We start from the raw sequence: 17,880 nt of genomic DNA, 5'->3' as shown, positions 1-17,880 counted from the left end.
CAAGCGATTGCCCCCTGTTCGGCGTGCAATAGACGGGTCGGTTGTAACGGCGCCTTACCCGCTACCAGAACGCGGGGCTATGCGGCGCGCACATCAACACCTCTATCGCAACAGCGATTGCCAATTGAGTCTTCCGGGCGCTCTCCGAGGAAGTCAAGTATCTCTGCCTTCGGGGTCGAAAACATCAGAGGTCTCCTTATCATGGACGTCTCCGGAGCCGTAACACCGATGGCAGAGCTGCCACCGCTCTCCGTCACATTTCGGGCACGTGATGGTGTTGGACGTGTGAGACACGTCTGAAACAGTCTCGACTTCGGTTATCTGCACCTTCCCCGTCCCGCCACATTTTTCGCACGTGATTTTTCCTTGGCCACCACATTGCTGACAGGTAGTCATCGTCTCCGCTCCTGGTGGTTAGGCGTACGTGACCATACTACTCCGAGCGCGTGAGAACACAGTCGGCATGGCGCGTGCTGCACGAAGCTCGACAACGACGAGCTTCGATACACCCCACGCCTCCAGGTTTGGCAAGCGAGAACGCGGGCGCAACGCTTCCTCATCTTGGCCGTTGCAAGGGCTGGACACTGACTACACTTCATAGCAGTCGCGACGACCCCATGCGGGCCAAAGCGGCGATGCGGACCAGGTTTTGGCACACCCCTTGCCAGTTGGCGCAGCTGGATGGGCGCGCCAGCCATGGTCGTTCCTATGGTTCACCAACAGGAGGCAAGCCATGCATACCGTTGTAAGGAGATATTCCGGAAAAGGAGCCAAGGAATTGTTCGACGTGCTGGAACAGCGCACGGCGGATATTGAGGAACTGATGCGCACAGTAAAGGGTTTTGTCGGATACACGCTCGTGCGCACTAGCGAGGGTGGCCTCTCGGTGACCGTCTGCCAGGAGAAGGCAGGTATTGACGAAAGCGTTCAAAAAGCGAGGGACTTTGTTGCGCAAAACGCCGGAAGCACGGGTGCGGGCGCACCTGAGGTATTGGAGGGGCCAGTCCTCCTTCACCTGAAGTGACCACGCGTAGGGTTCGACGAGGTTTCCCACCGAACCCCGATACAAGTCGGCCTTCGAGACCCTTCGAAGGCCGATGGCGGGTTCACTACGCGACGGCTCGGTCGCCTCTCGGACTTGTTCAGCTACTTGCAAATTTCGTTTCATACGGCGCAGTGCTCGGCCAGCCCCTTCACGCTCGCTGTCAATTCCGTAGCTAGCGGGCCGCATGAGCTAGTTTCGAGTACCTAGTGCCTCCGGAAGGCTAGGGTTAACTCCGTCATAATGCTGGCGTTACGACGAAACCGCCCTTCAAATTCAGGGCCTTGTGAGAAGTTCATTGTCCGGCCTACGCTAGACGTTTCACCCGAATCGAATAGTCATCCCGCTCCGACTGGAAGATGTCGCACTCGGCGTTACCCGGTGCGGTGTCGATAACCGTCGACGGCGCGTCATACTCCTGGCCGAACAGCAGACCGGAGAACGCAATGCTCTGTGTCATCACGCGCGAGACCGCGTCACACGGGTCAGCCGCATCCAGGTAGCCGCTGAAGCGACCGTACCGGTTCGAGAACTGCCAGTAGTATTGGGCAATATTGCTCATCTGCGTCTCCTCCGTGTCCTTGAACCCGGGTATTCCACGCCCGGTGAGCCTCTGTTGTACCTATCCGGCTACGCAGTGCCCGCTCAACAACCATCCGCGGGGCACGCTCGCGAAGCCGCTCATGAAACTCAAACGCCGTTTGATTGTTGGCTCGACAGGCAACTTCTCGAGCATGATTTAAGCGCGACGGCCTGGGCTTGCGTCCCGGCCAGCGTAACCATGACGTCAAACCTGAACCACCGCGAGAAGCACGGGCACGTCGCCGATGACACGACTCTGATGCCCTTTGCCCGTGGTGTCTTCAAGCAATATCGCGCTTCCTGCCGGGAGGCGTCGTCGCTCACCGTCACTGGCCTCAAACTCCACTTCCCCGCCGAGCACGAATACCCACATGCACATGGGCGAAGGATGAAGGTCGCCGACCCATCCGCTGGGCGCGCGCAAAAATCCGTAGCGGGTCGCTGCCGCGAAATCCGACACGTCAAAGGGTTCAGCGGGGGGCGCGAAGTTGCGGGTTACCAGCTGCAGGTTTACCGACCCAAAATGACTTTCGCCAATCGCGTCTGAAAACAGTTGTGGAAATGTCAGCGCAAACGCCATGGGTTTTCCCTTTTGCGGCCTTTGTTCCAGTCGGTGCGACATGCCCCGCGAGAGTGAAATCTCAGCGGTCTGTGTTGCTCCGCGTGGCGCGAGACATCGGCCGCACAACGATGACTCGCGTTGAGTGTCCCGCCCGCCGGCTCGGGCGTCAAGGCACAGTGGCGAAATCCGACGGCAACGCGCCAGCATGGCGAACCGGGTCGCAGAGGTGTGCTGTCCGCTTCGCCGGGACTATTTCTGTCCTAGCCCGGGGTAAGACGCACATGGCTGGCTCGGTCGGCGGTCTTCCTCCGCGGCGACTGTCGCCGGCAGCCCGACTCGAAATTTTCGGTTTCAGAAGACACAAACCCGTGGTCAACATCTCGGCCGTCCGCGGCGTTAGGGATACAAGAGGCGAGAACCGTCCGCCTCTCGTCGCGACCCGCGCTCCTTTCAACGCCGGTCGGCTTTCTACCTGCTGGAGCGGAACATGAAAAGCGTGAACGGGCACTCGCTGCGTAGCCAGGTCGAGAAATGGCTCGCACCGGCTCCGACGATATCGGGCCATGTAACCAGATTCAGTCGCACCCGGTTGGGCGGACGACGGTGTCTGTACGTTGAGGCGTCGTCATCACGCGGAGTGCGCGCGTTGTTCTTCTTCAGGCACGATGACGGCAGCTGGTACGTGTTTCCGCCTGCTGCCGACCGGTTGCCGGGGACTGCCGACCGCGTTGCCCGTGAGGGGTCGGCACCGACGTCCATACCCCTCTAACGCCGGGGACCATCGCGCGTTGCGCTCGCGGCTACCGCGGGCGAATTCTCATTGCGTTTTCGTGCAACCCGCATATAAATAAACGAGTTTCAGCTGGTTGCAGTCAAGAATAATTGGAGCGAAGTCGAATTGGCCGAAAACGGCCCGGGTTTCTTTCATCACCGCTGGTTGCCGACATGAAAGACCTCGGGCAATAACATTCACATTCCGAGGTGACCGATGGCAGCGATACAGCACGTTTTTGTTCTCATGCTTGAGAACCGTTCTTATGACAGCGTGTTTGGTTGGTCCAACCTGACGGGCACTGCGCCCGCAGGTGCCCCGACAACCGCCAACGGACTGCCCACAACCCCCATCGTCAACTTCGGCCGAACCGGGACCTCCTACCAGCTAGGCAAGGGTTCGCCTTATGCACTTGGTTTTGACCCGGGCCACGAATTTACCGACGTCTGTGTTCAGCTTTGCGGGCTGCAGGTCGCAAGTGGGGATACCGTTCGCAACGATGCTCTCGTTCTAGGCACCAATGGCTATCCTCCGTTCGCAACAGACGCGTCAACAACGGGATTCGCTGCTACGTACGAGGACCATTCCGACACAGTGGCTGACGCCTTCAGCGCTTTCACGCCCGACCAACTTCCTGTGCTGAATTTTCTGGCCCGCCAGTTCGGTGTGTGCGATAACTGGTTTGCTTCGATACCAGGACCAACGTGGCCCAATCGATTCTTTGCCGTGGCTGGCACCTCGTCTGGGCTTGACCACTCACCTAGTGATGCGCAAGTTGTGGAAGCAGTGTTCTTCAACGCACCACTCTTCACCTTCCCGAATGGAACGGTCTTCTCGAAGCTTCAGGAATCGGACTGGCTCATCGTACAGGGCGACGTGGCGCAGACGCGTGGCATTCACGGAATGCAAAATCTGCTCAATCGATTCGTCTCCATGGATACGCTCACATCGAGACTTGCCAGCAATTCCTTGAGCGAAAAGTTCATATTCATCGAGCCTACGTACGACGCGAAGAATGACTTCCGGAATGGCAATTCGATGCATCCGTGCGGTGACGTCCGCCGCGGAGAAGCGTTGGTCAAGCAGGTCTACGACGCTATCAGTACTTCCAGCCTATGGGACAACAGCGTGCTGCTCATCGTCTTCGATGAACACGGTGGCTTCTTCGACCACGTGACGCCGCCCAATGCGGAACCGCCAGGCTCTGCAGAAAACGCCCGTCTGAAAACGCACAATTTCGCGTTCGACAGACTGGGCGTGCGTGTCCCGGCTATTGTCGTGTCTCCTTTCGTTCCGGCCGGAACCATCGACCATTCGTTGTACGACCACACGTCAATTCTGAAGACGACGGACGCGCTGCTCGGGCTCAATGGGGCGCTCAACCTGACCGCACGCGTGCGCGCCGCGGACGATTTCTCGAAGATGTTGAGCCTGTCCACGCCTCGCTCAGTCGTTCCGCAATGTCCGTCGCCCGTCGCCGCGAGCGGCGACCCGCGTCCGTCCAGCGAAGGCTCTCCCCGCGCGAAAGACCCGTTCCTGCCGCTTTACGCGCACCACTAGATTATTTTTCCCGGCGTATCCGATATCGACGGTGGGCGAGCCACTGGACGTCACGACGTTCCGGCAACTACGACATCTCACTCCGGTCCTTGACGACATATTGAACGCAGGAGAGGTCGAGCACCCGGACCAGGCTGTGAATCTCGCGGCGCTCGCGCGACTTTGCTCAGAACTGTTCGACGCGTATCACTGCATGCACCCGGACGAGATTGCGCAAGCTCGCCTCGACGCCCTTGAATCGCAATAACAAAACCTTGTCGGATTTATGCGGCGGATTTCGGGAGAGACGCCACGATGTGCCTGCTCGGTCTTCATTCTTCGCGTTCAATGGCGACAGCGCCGTGGGGAGCGCGCTGATGTAGCGGCAGACGTATCTAACACAATTGCGGGCGACGGGTTGCATTGGGCCGCCGGACCGCGCTTCCAGGTGTTTCGGCTTCCAGGTGTTTCGAGTTCAGTGCACAGACCCATGACGTGCGCCGCCGCCCCAGTAATGGCCACCGCTACCGCCGCCGCCCCCCCAGCCACCACCGCCGCCACCGCGCCATCGATATCCGTGACCAGTCCAGCCGCCATGGCCGGCCCAGCCGCCTCCTTGCCCGTGGCCCCAATAGCCGTGCCCGCCCCAGCCTCCGTGGCCGTGCCCCCAGTAGCCATGGTGGCCTCCGTGGTAACAGCAGCCGCCCCAATAGCCGAAGCTGAGCGACACCGAGGGCCTCCACCACGGCCAGCCATAGTACGGATACGGGCCGGGGTAGTACGCAGGCTCGACAAAGACTGGCGCGGCGGTGGCGACATAGGTAGCCGTCGATGCAGTCGCGGCTGACACCGTGCCGGATGTGGCTTCATCGGGCATCGTGAACGGATATGGCTGCGACGCCGCCGTCGGCACATCACCGTAGGGAACGTAGTCGTAGGGCGCGTAGTAGTAGCAACCGGACAAAGCTGTGGACAGCGCCACCATCGCAACGGCGCTGCGTGCCCACGACGCTGCATCAGGCGGTTTCATGACGTGCTCCTTGCTGCGCGACTCTCGTGCGGCGCGCTCTCTTACAACAAGCTTATATCAGCAAGACGGGTGCCGGACCTTGCGTGTCCGTTTTACGCTGCACATCAGAAAGCCGTTGCGGGTGCAGCGACCGCTCATGGAAATCGACAAAGGGAGACGCGCATAATGGCCGCTTCACCCAAGCTTTCCACTGCAAAGATGGAGCAGCCGACAATGAACGAACTCAAAGTGAAAAGAGACCCCGAGGGCACGCGCCGGCGCATTCTGGACGCGGCGACGCAACAGTTCTCAACGCATGGGCTCGCCGGGGCGCGCGTCGACGCAATTGCCACCGCCGCCGACACGAACGAGCGGATGCTCTACTACTACTTCGAAAGCAAGGAAGGGCTGTACGTCGCCGTCCTCGAGGCCATGTACGTCGAGTTCGCGAATCACGAAGTGAGCCTGGACCTGTCGGGGCTGCCACCCGCAGAAGCCATTCGGGTGCTTGCAGTCTCCATATGGGATTACTTTCGAGAAAACCCCAAGTGGCTGAACCTCATCAACAACGAAAATCTGCACGAAGGGCAATATCTCGAGCGCTCGGCGCAACTGCGAGAGGCCATTTCGCCGTTGATTAGCCTGTTGAGCGCAACCCTTTCGCGCGGCGCAGCTACCGGGGAATTCCGAGCCGGGGTAGACGCGCTGGATTTCTACGTGACCATGGTCGCCATGGGCTATTACGTGGTTTCCAACCGGTTCACCCTGAAGGCGTTTGTCGGGCGGGACTACTCGGCACCGTCTGCCATCGAGGCAGTGTCCGCGATGCAGGTCGAGATGCTGCTGTCGTTTTTGAGGCCAGCATCGGCAGCCGCATCACTCTATCCTGCGAGCGCGGGCGCTGCTGCACGAGAAGATGGGGCGAGAATGAACTGACGGGTATCCGGTTCACGGATACAGACCTTTGCCGACGTGGGTCGCGACTCACAAAGAAGGCGGTCCGGCGGAGGTGGACCGCCCATCAACACACTCCGGTGCCGGGGAGATTGCCATCACCGCCTGTCATTCTATCTTCGCCGTGCCGTTCGGGCTTTCGCCGTCGTTTGACCCCAGTCCGCGCCCCTTCAGCGGCAGGTAGCCGGTAGTCAGTTACATATCAGCTCCCGGCCGGTTAGCCCGCCGTCATGCGGGCTGGGGCAGCGCAGGGTATTTTCGAATTGCACCTTTGTTTGTCCGCCACGCGCCCTATAACAAAGCCCACAGGTGCGAGACATCGGCGGGTTCACAAGCCCCGCCTATACCGCAATTTCGCGCCCGGATGAGTTGCGCTCCGTACCCCCGGCTCGGCGTGTCTTCCAGATAGCGTCCGCACCAACCGTATCCGATGCCGCCAGGGCGCGAGTGCGGATGGTGGTGCGCGAAAAACGCAACCCCCGGGGAAGCCATGAATGTGGTCAAGGAGTGAATCATGAAATCACGGTTGATGGCAGTGCTCGCTGCTGGCGGATTGCTGGTCATGCCGGGGCTCGCAAACGCCCAGGCCACGATGCAGGCGCCTCAGGCGCAGCAGCAACAGCAACAGCAGCAGCAACAGCAGAACCTCGCTACTCCGGCAGCGTACTCTGATATGACGTATCAGTCATATGGCGGAATGCCTTCCACAAACACGCAAGCCGGCAGACGCACCGCGGAGAAGTGCAGGACGGACCCGCAATGCAATATCTTCTTCGGCGGTAGCTGAGCGATTTTTGCACTGTGCATCGGCTCCGCAAGTAGTAGACCTGTGTCTGCTCCCGACGGCCGGATGCCTGAAGCACTATCGTATCGACTGGAAGCCCACGAGGGCCGTCCCAATTTATAACAACGACGGCCCCAAGCAGACACGCGCCATTGATAGCTTCCATCCGCGTGCATGCGGCACCGGCTTCCGCAAAAAAATCGTTCTTGCCGATGCTGCGGACGCTCCGACCTCTCGAAGTCTCAGTGTCAGATACGGTTGATGATGACCCGTCAGGAAAACGGTTCGCTGATGACAATGTCATAATGCCACGCGCCCTCGTCGAGTCCAGACAGTCGCATGTCGGTCGCCAAATTCGGCACAAAGACCCGCGGGCTACCTTGGATGGCCACCTTCACAAGATACCCACCACCGAAGTTTTGGACAATATCGACACGCTCAATGAGGTTCGACAATTCGAACCCGCTGTTCACAAGGTCAATCTTCTTTTCCACCTGAATGCCTTGAGTCGCATAGCGCGGTGCCAGTAGTATCCAAGGTGGCCCTCGACGCGCTTGCCGAGAGTGATAACTCATGTTCGCCTGAAGGTAGAAGAGGAACTGCGGCTCGTCCAGCTCATGTCCGAACGTCGCTGTGATTGCAGCCAGGCGCATGCCAACCGGCTGAGGATTCTCGAAGTAATTATCTAGCCATGTTTGCATGACACGCCTCCGCGAAAAATTTGCATCACTTCTGTGTTTGAAAGCGGCCTCGCTTAAGGCATGAGCGAGGCCGCCTTGTAGCCTCATCCACCGCACGTTCGTCGCGTCCACCTCGGAAGCAGCTTGCGCCATTCAGGCTGCAAGCCAGAACTCATAGCTAGTGAGGCGTCACACGCCACTCCGAGAATCTACGAATGGAAAGAGCCCGTCTGAATTACTGTCCCGGCGCCGTAGGGCGGCTGACATTGACCGGCGCGCGCTGTTGTAACGCACATTTGCTGATATCAGAACGCACGCTTAGCTTATGAAACCTGTCGCGCTAAGATGATTGCTTCCATTGGTCGAACCGTCGCTGAAATAACGCACGCTGGACCATCTGATGTGCTTCCGTCGACTTCGTCGATGTGAACATCTCCGGTTTGCGTCACGGTCGCGAACTCCATTGCTCCAAACTGATTGCTGTATTGGTTGACGAACACTGTGCCAGCCGGGCTCAGGGTCGCGTCAACGATGACCGATATGGAGAAAGTCTCTTGGGTGTTCGAGTTCGCGACAACAACTACTTCGCTATCGTTCAAAATGCGCGCGAACGCCAGCACGCCATTGGGATAAGGCGAAACCCCGTAGCTTGCGCCGTCGCCCGAGACAGGACGGAAGTAGATTCTGCCGTAGCGTAGCGCCGGCAACGCGCTGCGCACCGCCGAGACCTTCTTGAGCTGCAAATAGAATGGATGGGTGTCGTCGAAGGGCGTGCCCGGCTTCCCCCAAAGCGCCTCTCGTGTCGCTCTTTCGCTACCTCCCGCACCATGAAGCCCTTGTTCCGTGCCGTAGTAGATGCACGGAATTCCCGGCAAACAAAATAGCGCCGCCATCGCCATGGTGACCTGGTTATCGTAGTGGTGGGGATTCGCCGGGTCCACGTAATAGTAGCGGCTCCACTGGTCATGATTGTCGAGGAATGTCACGAAGAACCTTGTAGCTTCCCCGTGTGAGCTAATGACGCCGTTCTCGACATTCTTGCGGTTTTGATACATCGCCGCGAGATTCGAGGGTGCACTCGAGCCCTTCATCGTCGCCGTCAACGCGTAGAACAGCGGATAGTCGAGCGCCGCATCAACTCCAACCATATCGGTTGAAGACGCGAGCACGTTGCGGCCGATGAAACGGGCTATCTGGTCCTCGCCGCCCCACACCTCTCCAAACGTGAAAAAGTTCTTCTTGCCGACACTCAACGCGAACTCACGAATGGCGTTGCCGAAGCGCAAGGCGAAGCTCGGGTCGAGAAACTTGAGCGTATCGATGCGAAATCCGTCGATATCAAATGCAGCAATCAGGTACTGGTACGCCTGGATGAGAAAATTGCCAAGCTCATAGTTCGCGCTCATCATCTGCTTCGATGAGCCGAAGTCGCCCACCGTCTCAACAGGGCCTCCTCCGCCCTCCCGACGAAAAAATTCGTTCTGTCTCAGTTCGGTCGGCAGCACTGCGCCGTCTGTCGGGTCGGTGATTTGCAAGGCATCTGTCCAGTCTGCACGCGCGTTGCCCTCGGCATCTCTCCACTGAATGTCGTAAGGATGCTCCTGGTAAGGTGCCGTCGACTGATTGCCCGGGTAGGCGAACACATCACCAGTATGGTTGAGCACGATGTCGAAGATGACATAGATGTCAAGCTCGTGTGCCGCTGCAACGAAGGCTCTGAGCTCTGTCTCAATATCCTGCACGCCTGAGCCGAATCGCGGGTCGATTTCCAGAAAATTTTCAATGCCGTAACCGTGATACGTCCCTTCGTTGGGCGCTCCCTGGAGCAGTCGTCCGTTCCTAAGAACCGGTGTAAACCAGACTGCCCCCACTCCCAGTCCCTTGAGGTATCCCAGCTGCACCTTCATCCCGGCGAGCGTGCCACCCTGGAATGTCTGAGTGTCGAGGTCATACGGCAAGGGCGGTGGCGCCGCAGGGTTATTGAAGCGGTCGACCATAAGAAAGTAAATCCAGCAGTCCCGCCAGTCCTCTGGTGACGCTGTCAAGCCGTTCGCGGGAATGCCTTGTTTCGCGCTTTTGAGCTTGTCCGCAACCGTGGCATCGCTAAGCTTAGTTGGCATGTTTGCCTCGGCTCTAGGTAGGGCGCTCCGTGGCCGGAGTCAGAACAGTCCCGGTGAGCTGTGATACCGGACAAGAGTGTCAGCATGTGTTTCTCGTCCCGGTAGATAAGCCACCAATCCATTGCCGCCTCCATGAAGCCGGCGTCCGGGATACCCGTCAGAAAAATTCGCAATCAAGAGGGTGCCACCGGGCGCGAGCATGTTGAACAGGCGCAATGTAAGAGCTTGAGCGGCTTCTGCCGTCAGATAGTCGTACAGGCCAGCTGCATAGGCGAGGCCCAGACGGTCGTAAGTAACCTGCCCTGAAACGATGTCCCTGATGTTCCTTCTATCCAAGCATACCCTGAGCGAGCCGAAGCACCGCTCAACCTCAGCGAGGCTATTCGCGTCCTGGTCTACCGCCCAAAAGCGGTCCGGCCTGACTTGAGTTACAACGCGACTCAAGTCAAGCTCCCTCAGATGCCGCATCCCACAGCGAGAATGTTTGCATCGCCCTCTCGTTCGTGCAGGACCCTGTCAATATAGTGAGCCAGAACCTGACGTCTGAACCGTACTGACCGTGGCGCTGATGCACCAGTCATGCATGCATACAGTGATTTAGGCAATCCCGTCAAGACGGGATTCTGGTAACCGCCTCGTATTTCGCCAGCAACTGTGTGCGTTGATAGTTTCGTCACGACTGGCTTGACCCGGCCGGTCTCCAGTTGTCGATCATTTCTGCTGCATCAGCCCTATCGCGCTGAATTAATCGCTCGCTAAGGACAAGGACAAACCCATCGAGGTCTCCGGTTCCGTGATTCGCGACAAAAGCAGACAATGTTTCTCCGATCGCCTGCATCAAGGAGGATCGAGTAAGGGTACTCGCAATCACCGACGACCCACGGGCTAATTCGAGAGTGTATCTGGTCTCAATCAGAGAGCGAGTAGCTTTGAGCCGACTGCTTTTCGCCACTCGCGTGTTTGCGCTTCTCTCAACCATTTCGTTTTTCACCAACTACCAAGTGGACGCAAAGTACCAGTTGATCACGCGAATCTCCTCGTCCCCCCAAAAAAATCGGCCGACGCGCAGCATCGGCCTTAAAGTGCCGAATTACGAGGGCACAGCCTTCGGCGACGCAGACGATGTCCATGTTCTTTCTCGCGCCTCACCCGGAGTTTTCCCTCCCCTGCGAAAGTCAGGTCGCCGCGAATTAAATAATGCAATGCGGATGAATGTTACTAGATGATCTCCGGAAGCGGGAGACAAACTTCCTGTCGCTATCCGCCCGATAATTTGCCAGTCGCATTCGGACCGGCGGCAGCGCAATGCATCAAGGACGCGGAAACAGATGACTGACCTTCTCCTCCTATAAAGCCAAGGCCCCTCGAAAAATTCGTCCCCAGTCAAGATACGCCTCTGCCCGATCCGCCGCCGCAATAAAGCGAACAAAACATTCAAAGCACCGTTAAACAAAGGCAATAAGACAGTACTTTGAGACGCATTTTCATAATCGTTCACAAAGGATTGCAGTAATCATCACTTTCCGTCCGATCCTTTGTAAAACTGAACCACTATCGGAATCTCCAGCAGTGGGTTAGTTTTTTGCAACGCCTGCTCGAGCGGTTAACTCTTGCGTCAATCTTTCATTTGCGGCATGACGTCACGCTGGTTATTGCAATGCGAAGCAACGCTAACGGCAACGGGCTGTGCGCTTGGCGCGGGCCGTCACCTGGAGTGTAACTGCGGCGACCGACCTGAAGCAGGATGTCGTGAGTGAAACGTTTATGGCGTACCTGATGGGCCCGGCAGTGATGTTGATGGGGTCGGCGTGGTGCTATGGCTTGCCCCCTCCACCACCCGAACGCATGCGAAGGAAAGATCAAGCCGATAACTTGGTACCCATTACGTCGACCTGATGCATCATCGGCATTGAGGGTTCAACCGGCGGACGGCAACGAGAGACCAGTCCGCTACCCACGTCAATTCGACGGCGGCGCTTCAGATGGATCGACATGTCAGTGCATGCGTGAAAGGGCACGAAGCAGGGAATCCCCCTCCTGTGTCACGCGAGGCAGCACGCCCCCTCCCGCCAACTGCTCCATTGCGACCAGCTGACGTTCGAGTAACGCGTCGAGTTCCGTCCGGTCGGCAATCTGGTCGGCGGAGTCCTTGACCAGCATCAGGGTCGCAAATTCGTGAGCGCTAAGCATGCCTGCCTCCTGATAGATAGACTAGGTGCGATAGGGATCGCGCCGGTTAAGGCGTTCGCTTTTGGCGACGTATGGCCGGTGGGCGTCTGGCTGCGATATGCGTGGGAATTGATATTAGAAGGAGGTCCGGGACGCGGCAATTCGGGTCGTCCCGCATAGCGGACATTCAGGCAGTTGCGCCTCGACAGATAGGGCGCCGACTATGCACATGTACCCGCTGGCGAACCCCAACTGCAGCAATCGGAAGAACCGGGCCCGAATCGATTCCAACTGTCGGCGAACTGACGGGCGAAATGAAAGCGTTCATGCTTCGTTGAGTTGCGTTAGCTTGAACTTGCTATTCCGAAGGTCTTCCGCACTTGCCGTATCGGACATCTTCGGGGCAAAACCTGCCGCTCATACGGTGCAAGCGTGCTTTAGCATGATGGCGGATGCGTCACACTGTACGGCCAGATCTCCACTCTATCGATAACATGACCGGCTCGCGTCAGCTACGCACGTCTGGTATGCCTCCTGGCAATCCCGGGCACATCTTCTCTGCTGTTCGGCGACGTTACGGCGCATTGGCATTGCGTCAACGTGGAATTACACGCGGCGGTCTGAATGGACATACAGCGTTGATCAACTTGTGCGACAGCGTTCGAAGCCCACACCCCCACTACAAGGAACATTGAACTGATGAACTGGATGCGCATGCTTCGCTCCCCGTCTCTGGTTTGAACATATCCCTCCCGATCCGCATTCGCTGCTCGCGGCAGTCCTCAGAGAGGGGCTCGCCATGTCGCTGATCAGACGCCTTTGATTGTGCGCCCTCTTTCGCGCGACGCTGTGCAGATAGGCGCTGCACAACGTGATCACGGTCCCCATTCGCAGCCGCCTTCGACCCGCGAAAGTTTATGCCAAACGGGTACCACCCTGATTGACAGACATTCTTTCGGCTATTACCGTAAAACATGCCGGAACGGGATGAGGATCGGGTAAATCTGACGCCGAGCGCTGTTTTGCGGCGTCCGGGCCAACTTTTCGACGACTGTCATGCCAACGCTATTTGCCGGGTCTGATGCGCACGTTGAGGAACTTCGCCGACGCCCCTCTCGACCAGCCGACTTCGAGCGCGAGAGCCGCGCGCTGGTTCGTCTGGCACAAGCGCAGACAGGGCCGCGGGAAACACTTCTGCAGACGATCGTGGAGAACGCGTGCGATCTCTGCTGTGCGGGCAGCGCAGGCATCAGCCTGCTCGAAGAACACGACGGTCAACGCTATTTCCGCTGGCTCTCCGTTGCCGGCGAAGTATCGGCCTTACGCGGAAAATGACTGCGTGGCGGGACTGCCCATGCGGAATGGCACTTGACGCGCACGAGTCCCTGCTTTTCACTGATCCGCAGCAAGAGTTCCCCGTACTGTGGGCTGGACCCGTACGCGTCACGGAGGGACTCGTTGTCCCCATCGAGACGGACGGTGCATAGCTGGGCGCGATCTGGGTGATGTCCCATACGGACAGCTGTCGCTTCGAGCGTGAGGACGTACGCCTGCTGTCGAGCCTTGCGACGGTCGCAGGAGCAGCACTCACAGTCACGAGTGCGCGAGACGCCCGGGAGAATGACAGCCGGCGCCGCGATGAGTTTATCGCGATGCTCGGTCACGAACTGCTCGGCCCCGTCGCCCCGATAGATAACGCGGTTGCCGCCGCGAAAGCACAAAGTGCCGGCAACGAACATGTCGTGCAACTCCTCACCATCGCCCAACGCCAGATCAGGCGGTTGCGAACCGTGATGGATGAACTGCTGGATGCGGCTCGCCTTCAACACGACAAACTGAGACTGGAGCTCCGTGAGGCGTCGCTCAAGGGCATCGTTTCGGATGCGATCCTCTCTGTTGAGCACCGCCTGCAACTCTGGGCTCAGACGCTAACCGTAAGCGGGCTTGACGACGATCTGGTCGTTCAGGCGGACGACGTCCGGCTCAGCCAGGTCGTTGGAAATCTCCTCTCGAACTCTGTTCGGTATTCGCCAGAAGGCGGCCACATCGAGTTGCGTATTACCACAGATCTGCCGTCGAAGACTGTCATCATCGCCGTTCGCGACAACGGAAGTGGCATCGCCATGAAGGATCTGCCTCGCCTCTTCGACCTGTTTGTGCAGTCACACGATGCCGCTGGCAATGCCGGGCTCGGCGTTGGGCTCGCGGTCGTCAAGCGACTCGTAGAACTTCACGACGGAACGGTTGAGGTTACCAGCCAGGGTCCGGGAAAAGGAACCGAAGTGACGGCGCGCCTGCCCATTCTGTGCGAAACGCCGTCATATCAACCGGACGGAAGCGAGGCAGCACCTCCAAGCAGGCCGCTGCAAATCTTGCTCGTTGACGATGACGATGATGCCCTTGGGGCGCTATCGGCCATGCTCCTTTGTGAGGGGCATAGCGTCGATATGGCGGATTCAGGCGGTGCAGCATTACTTCAGCTGGAGCACGTAAAACCGGAGCTGGCCATCGTCGACCTCGACATGCCGGGCATGGACGGATTCGATGTCGCGAGAGCGATCCGTGCGGACGCCAGCTGCCAGGACATCTACCTGGTCGCGCTGAGCGGCTACGTGGAGGATGGGTACCGCTGCCAGGCCTTCACGGCAGGCTTCAACGCATACGTCACGAAGCCATGGTCACTGGACGCATTCAAAAAGCTCTTTGCTGATCACGGATTCCCGCACAGGCAATTGCGAGCGTGAAACGCATCGGCGGCGCTTCCGCCATCGCATCAAAGGTCCAGCACCTCATCGAGCGTGAAGCCTTAGTCGTGGCAGCGGCGCATGAAGCGGATACGGCGCAATTCGCCTCGTCCATAGACACGATTGTTCCCAGACGAAAACGCTAGCGTCGGCAGGGTTCCGACTAGTATCTTGCAATCGGCGCGTCTGTTTTGAAAGAAGCAACGGAGATACTGCGGCTGTCAGCACCAATCACACGCGGCGCAACGCGAGATTGCCGGTGTCAATTCTCCGGCTCAAACGATACTGCAGCCGGTCGAACGTCGTCGCAACAGGCCTAACGAATATGTTGGCCCCGAACTGCCCGTTGGCCTCGGCGCGTCAAGAGCCGCCACGTCGCGCGAGCGCATGAAGATGCGGTCGAATTTCCAATTTGCTCGACGCGATGAGGTCAGTTGACTGGAGTGCAACCGTGCCTGAACCGGTAATCTGCCGCTTGCTGCTGGCCGAACCAGGATGCTAGAAAAACTCGAGCTGTCTCGCATCAGAAGCCCGTGTCTCGAGGTGGAAGACATCTTCGAGCTTACGGCAAGACATGTGGAAACGCTGAAGTCCGTGAACCACCCGAACCTGAAAGACGATGCCATCACTTCTATGCGGCACCCCTGCCCAAATGAGCACATGAGTACTCATGAAGCCCCCGGTTCATAATTTCCCGTTTCACAGTAATTGTGTTTTGCTGCGTCGCAATATGTAGCCGTTGTAAAAATGCAAATCTTTGCGGGACACAAATTTGAAAGATATTCGCCTGCCGTTCAGTGTGCGACCATAAATGAACAGCTTGACTGAGCTGCGAGCATCGGCGCGCCTGCGCTTGCAGTTCCGACGGAAGAATGTGCAATGACTCCTTTCCCCGAAACCTCATCTCGCCGTCCCCGAATTGCACGTTTTCGAGCAGGCGGGAGGCTGGCATTGGGGCAACACCGTTCCGCGTGTCAGGGGATCTGGCTTCAAATGGGCACGCTTCCACGGCTGGGCAAAAGAGAAAGCCCGGACGCGTCTGGGATCAGGTGTCGCGCACCGTTTTGCGAAGCAGGTCGTAAGCAGCGTCTTCGCCGCCGCAAGCCCTTCGATATGTGAGCTCATCTCTGCGCGTTCCAAAGGATCATCGATAGTTGTCGCCCGCTGTTTCGCAAGCGACAAACGCTCCTGCAGGCCTCGCACAACAGACCTTATGGCGTTCTCAGTCTGCTCTCGCTGCACATCTTCGAGCGCCAGAGCGGAAAAGGCGTAACCGGTGCGACACCGGAATCGAGGTGGCGCATCTTCACCGATTCGCCAAACGACCCCACCGCATTCCGGGCAGGTAAGGGGCTGCGCGTACCGATCGCTGCGATGTGGCGAATGTTCGACGGCTTGGTTTTCGCTCCCACCGGCTCATCCAATCGTTTCACGACGACTGCAGCGAGTTCCGCCACGCTGGCAACGATGTCCGCCCTAACCGCGCGGAGTGCATTTTCGGGCATCCCGGGTGCAGCCGATTCCGCTGGATCTTGTATGGCAACGAATCCGCCGCATGCATTGACTGCCTTAAGGCCCGCCGCACCGCCGTCGAGATGGCCAGTAAGGACAATTCCGATAACGCGATGCCCGTAATTGATCGCAGCGGATCGAAACAAAGGGTCAGCCGCCGGGCGGGTGAAATTTTCTTTCGGCCCTGTGGTGAGCAGCGTCTTACCATCCTGGATAATCAGGTGGCGGTCGGGCGGCGCGATGTAAACAACGGAATGCTGAAACGGCTGTTCGTGCACGGCGTGTTGAACTCGCATAGCGCAAGCTTTTTGCAGCAAATGTGGCAGGGTGCTGGCCTACGTGCCGACATGCATCACGACGAAAACCGATGCGGGCAAATCGGCTGGCCACGCAGATATCAGGGTTTTGAGTGAGGACGGATCTCCCCTCGACGCCGCCACCACAATGATGTCATAGCTCTTCACGGTATCTCTGCCAGATTTTCCATAACCGCACTCCGGGAAGGTGTGCCGCGTGTCTCTGACGGCGCATGACGTATGCGTGGGACTCGGCGCTGCGCCGGGTAACTCATAGCCCACGGTGCCGACCTTGGCTAACGGCAGCGAGGCAGCGTCAGACACGTGGGCGCCAACGCGAAGTGCCCTCTCGCGTCATCGAAACGATGCCCTTACCGACGCGGGTCTAGTTGCGGTATCAATGCAATAGCCAGGCAGCCATCTCGTTGTGATGTGCTGGCAATACGTGGCCGAGCAACAGCGGGAATACCGGATGCTCGGTTACTGGCGTGCTTATGTCAGTCTTTGGAGTCTTCCATGTCCACGCCACAGGGGTCAATGTCGCCCGGTATCACGACGATGATCCGGCTTGACCACTCACACGTCATCCTGGCTTTCCATCGCTATCGCGCTGAAACTGCCTTGTGGCGTAAGCGGGCTATCGTTAATTCGGTATGCAAGGCGCTTGAGATCCACGCGCAGCTCGAGGAAGAAATTTTTTATCCCGCTCTCGCTCGCGCCGAGCCGGGCAACGACGTACTGAAGAAAAGTCTTCCGGAGCATGAGCAAATGCGTGACGTCATCGCCAGGTTACGCGGCATGGGTCCCGAGAACGTGGAGTACGACGCGCTTTTCATGGAGCTGATACGCGACGCGATGCACCATGTCGCTGATGAGGAAACCGTGTTGCTTCCGGCTGCCGAGCGATCCCTGAAAAGTGAGCTGCGTGTGCTTGGGGCCGAAATGACACGCCGACGTCTCGAACTGCTTCGGGAGCATCCGATGGAGATAGCGCTTAATACTGCGGGTACTTTCCCCGTCGCGACGGTGGTGCTCACCACCGTCGTGGCTCGTGCCGTCCTGCGCTTGCTCAAGGGCCGTCATCCCCTGTTATCCCGCCGTTCGCGCTGACTGGC

General features: G+C 58.4%; 16 protein-coding genes. 8 read left to right on the top strand and 8 right to left on the bottom strand.

Going from position 1 to position 17,880, the window contains the following annotated elements:
- Positions 1-733 precede the first annotated feature (733 nt).
- Positions 734-1,024, top strand: a complete 291-nt coding sequence (locus tag C2L65_RS43170; protein ID WP_042305862.1) for a hypothetical protein — start codon at positions 734-736, stop codon at positions 1,022-1,024.
- Positions 1,025-1,349: 325 nt separating this feature from the next.
- Here the strand turns inward: C2L65_RS43170 and C2L65_RS43165 are convergent, their stop codons facing one another.
- Positions 1,350-1,604 (bottom strand): hypothetical protein, encoded by a 255-nt coding sequence (locus C2L65_RS43165; protein ID WP_042305863.1) that lies wholly within the window; start codon positions 1,602-1,604, stop codon positions 1,350-1,352.
- 225 nt (positions 1,605-1,829) lie between these two features.
- Positions 1,830-2,204 carry a cupin domain-containing protein gene (locus tag C2L65_RS43160; protein WP_042305915.1) on the bottom strand — a complete coding sequence of 125 codons (375 nt, stop codon included), beginning with the start codon at positions 2,202-2,204 and terminating at the stop codon, positions 1,830-1,832.
- Positions 2,205-2,673: 469 nt separating this feature from the next.
- Between C2L65_RS43160 and C2L65_RS46950 the strand changes: the two genes are divergently transcribed.
- Complete coding sequence (locus C2L65_RS46950) at positions 2,674-2,955, top strand: hypothetical protein (protein ID WP_233446770.1); 282 nt, start codon at positions 2,674-2,676, stop codon at positions 2,953-2,955.
- A gap of 219 nt (positions 2,956-3,174) precedes the next feature.
- Complete coding sequence (locus tag C2L65_RS43150; RefSeq protein ID WP_081920815.1) at positions 3,175-4,518, top strand: alkaline phosphatase family protein; 1,344 nt, start codon at positions 3,175-3,177, stop codon at positions 4,516-4,518.
- 166 nt (positions 4,519-4,684) lie between these two features.
- Here C2L65_RS43150 and C2L65_RS46005 read toward each other — a convergent pair whose 3' ends face one another.
- Positions 4,685-4,921, bottom strand: coding sequence for a hypothetical protein (locus tag C2L65_RS46005; RefSeq protein WP_156132261.1), 237 nt, complete (start codon positions 4,919-4,921; stop codon positions 4,685-4,687).
- A gap of 51 nt (positions 4,922-4,972) precedes the next feature.
- Complete coding sequence (locus C2L65_RS43140; protein WP_081920816.1) at positions 4,973-5,527, bottom strand: hypothetical protein; 555 nt, start codon at positions 5,525-5,527, stop codon at positions 4,973-4,975.
- 213 nt (positions 5,528-5,740) lie between these two features.
- Here C2L65_RS43140 and C2L65_RS43135 point away from each other — a divergent pair, with 213 nt between their 5' ends.
- Together C2L65_RS43135 and C2L65_RS43130 are read left to right on the top strand one after the other, a co-directional pair.
- Entirely contained in the window at positions 5,741-6,442 is a 702-nt protein-coding gene (locus C2L65_RS43135; RefSeq protein ID WP_042305918.1) for a TetR/AcrR family transcriptional regulator, read from the top strand.
- A 532-nt stretch (positions 6,443-6,974) separates the two neighbouring features.
- Positions 6,975-7,247, top strand: a complete 273-nt coding sequence (locus C2L65_RS43130; RefSeq protein ID WP_042305864.1) for a hypothetical protein — start codon at positions 6,975-6,977, stop codon at positions 7,245-7,247.
- A 269-nt stretch (positions 7,248-7,516) separates the two neighbouring features.
- On the opposite strand, the gene C2L65_RS43125 is transcribed toward C2L65_RS43130, so the two are convergent.
- The 3 genes from C2L65_RS43125 to C2L65_RS43100 form a co-directional block, all read right to left on the bottom strand.
- Entirely contained in the window at positions 7,517-7,945 is a 429-nt protein-coding gene (locus C2L65_RS43125) for a hypothetical protein (RefSeq protein WP_042305865.1), read from the bottom strand.
- A gap of 302 nt (positions 7,946-8,247) precedes the next feature.
- Entirely contained in the window at positions 8,248-10,044 is a 1,797-nt protein-coding gene (locus C2L65_RS43120) for an alpha-amylase family glycosyl hydrolase (RefSeq protein ID WP_042305866.1), read from the bottom strand.
- Between the two features lie 1,995 nt (positions 10,045-12,039).
- A complete protein-coding gene (locus C2L65_RS43100; protein ID WP_042305867.1) occupies positions 12,040-12,234 on the bottom strand; it encodes a hypothetical protein in 195 nt (64 codons plus the stop codon).
- 1,484 nt (positions 12,235-13,718) lie between these two features.
- On the opposite strand from C2L65_RS43100, the gene C2L65_RS43095 reads away from it, so the two are divergent.
- Positions 13,719-14,957, top strand: coding sequence for a hybrid sensor histidine kinase/response regulator (locus C2L65_RS43095; RefSeq protein WP_042305869.1), 1,239 nt, complete (start codon positions 13,719-13,721; stop codon positions 14,955-14,957).
- Positions 14,954-15,103, top strand: coding sequence for a hypothetical protein (locus C2L65_RS46000; RefSeq protein WP_156132262.1), 150 nt, complete (start codon positions 14,954-14,956; stop codon positions 15,101-15,103). Before C2L65_RS43095 ends, C2L65_RS46000 begins: the two co-directional genes overlap by 4 nt.
- A gap of 1,065 nt (positions 15,104-16,168) precedes the next feature.
- Here the strand turns inward: C2L65_RS46000 and C2L65_RS43080 are convergent.
- Positions 16,169-16,765 carry a chemotaxis protein CheB gene (locus C2L65_RS43080; RefSeq protein ID WP_052426838.1) on the bottom strand — a complete coding sequence of 199 codons (597 nt, stop codon included), beginning with the start codon at positions 16,763-16,765 and terminating at the stop codon, positions 16,169-16,171.
- A gap of 516 nt (positions 16,766-17,281) precedes the next feature.
- Here C2L65_RS43080 and C2L65_RS43075 point away from each other — a divergent pair.
- On the top strand, positions 17,282-17,875 hold the full coding sequence (locus tag C2L65_RS43075) for a hemerythrin domain-containing protein (RefSeq protein ID WP_042305870.1): 594 nt from the start codon (positions 17,282-17,284) through the stop codon (positions 17,873-17,875).
- Positions 17,876-17,880: the final 5 nt, after the last annotated feature.

The sequence above is a fragment of the Paraburkholderia terrae genome (assembly GCF_002902925.1).
Classification (GTDB): Bacteria; Pseudomonadota; Gammaproteobacteria; order Burkholderiales; family Burkholderiaceae; genus Paraburkholderia; species Paraburkholderia terrae.
The sequence above is the reverse complement of the archived record's forward strand: the minus strand, read 5'-3'. Positions and strand labels throughout refer to the sequence as shown.

What these genes read in the sequence shown, in the direction of transcription:
- C2L65_RS43150 (WP_081920815.1), top strand. Translation starts at nt 3,175, where the DNA reads ATGGCAGCGATACAGCACGTTTTTGTTCTCATGCTTGAGAACCGTTCT.
- C2L65_RS46005 (WP_156132261.1), bottom strand. Translation starts at nt 4,921, where the DNA reads ATGCAACCCGTCGCCCGCAATTGTGTTAGATACGTCTGCCGCTACATC.
- C2L65_RS43165 (WP_042305863.1), bottom strand. Translation starts at nt 1,604, where the DNA reads ATGAGCAATATTGCCCAATACTACTGGCAGTTCTCGAACCGGTACGGT.
- C2L65_RS43095 (WP_042305869.1), top strand. Translation starts at nt 13,719, where the DNA reads ATGTCCCATACGGACAGCTGTCGCTTCGAGCGTGAGGACGTACGCCTG.
- C2L65_RS43130 (WP_042305864.1), top strand. Translation starts at nt 6,975, where the DNA reads ATGAAATCACGGTTGATGGCAGTGCTCGCTGCTGGCGGATTGCTGGTC.
- C2L65_RS46950 (WP_233446770.1), top strand. Translation starts at nt 2,674, where the DNA reads ATGAAAAGCGTGAACGGGCACTCGCTGCGTAGCCAGGTCGAGAAATGG.
- C2L65_RS43100 (WP_042305867.1), bottom strand. Translation starts at nt 12,234, where the DNA reads ATGCTTAGCGCTCACGAATTTGCGACCCTGATGCTGGTCAAGGACTCC.
- C2L65_RS43125 (WP_042305865.1), bottom strand. Translation starts at nt 7,945, where the DNA reads ATGCAAACATGGCTAGATAATTACTTCGAGAATCCTCAGCCGGTTGGC.
- C2L65_RS43080 (WP_052426838.1), bottom strand. Translation starts at nt 16,765, where the DNA reads ATGCGAGTTCAACACGCCGTGCACGAACAGCCGTTTCAGCATTCCGTT.
- C2L65_RS43160 (WP_042305915.1), bottom strand. Translation starts at nt 2,204, where the DNA reads ATGGCGTTTGCGCTGACATTTCCACAACTGTTTTCAGACGCGATTGGC.
- C2L65_RS43140 (WP_081920816.1), bottom strand. Translation starts at nt 5,527, where the DNA reads ATGAAACCGCCTGATGCAGCGTCGTGGGCACGCAGCGCCGTTGCGATG.
- C2L65_RS43170 (WP_042305862.1), top strand. Translation starts at nt 734, where the DNA reads ATGCATACCGTTGTAAGGAGATATTCCGGAAAAGGAGCCAAGGAATTG.
- C2L65_RS43135 (WP_042305918.1), top strand. Translation starts at nt 5,741, where the DNA reads ATGAACGAACTCAAAGTGAAAAGAGACCCCGAGGGCACGCGCCGGCGC.
- C2L65_RS43075 (WP_042305870.1), top strand. Translation starts at nt 17,282, where the DNA reads ATGTCCACGCCACAGGGGTCAATGTCGCCCGGTATCACGACGATGATC.
- C2L65_RS43120 (WP_042305866.1), bottom strand. Translation starts at nt 10,044, where the DNA reads ATGCCAACTAAGCTTAGCGATGCCACGGTTGCGGACAAGCTCAAAAGC.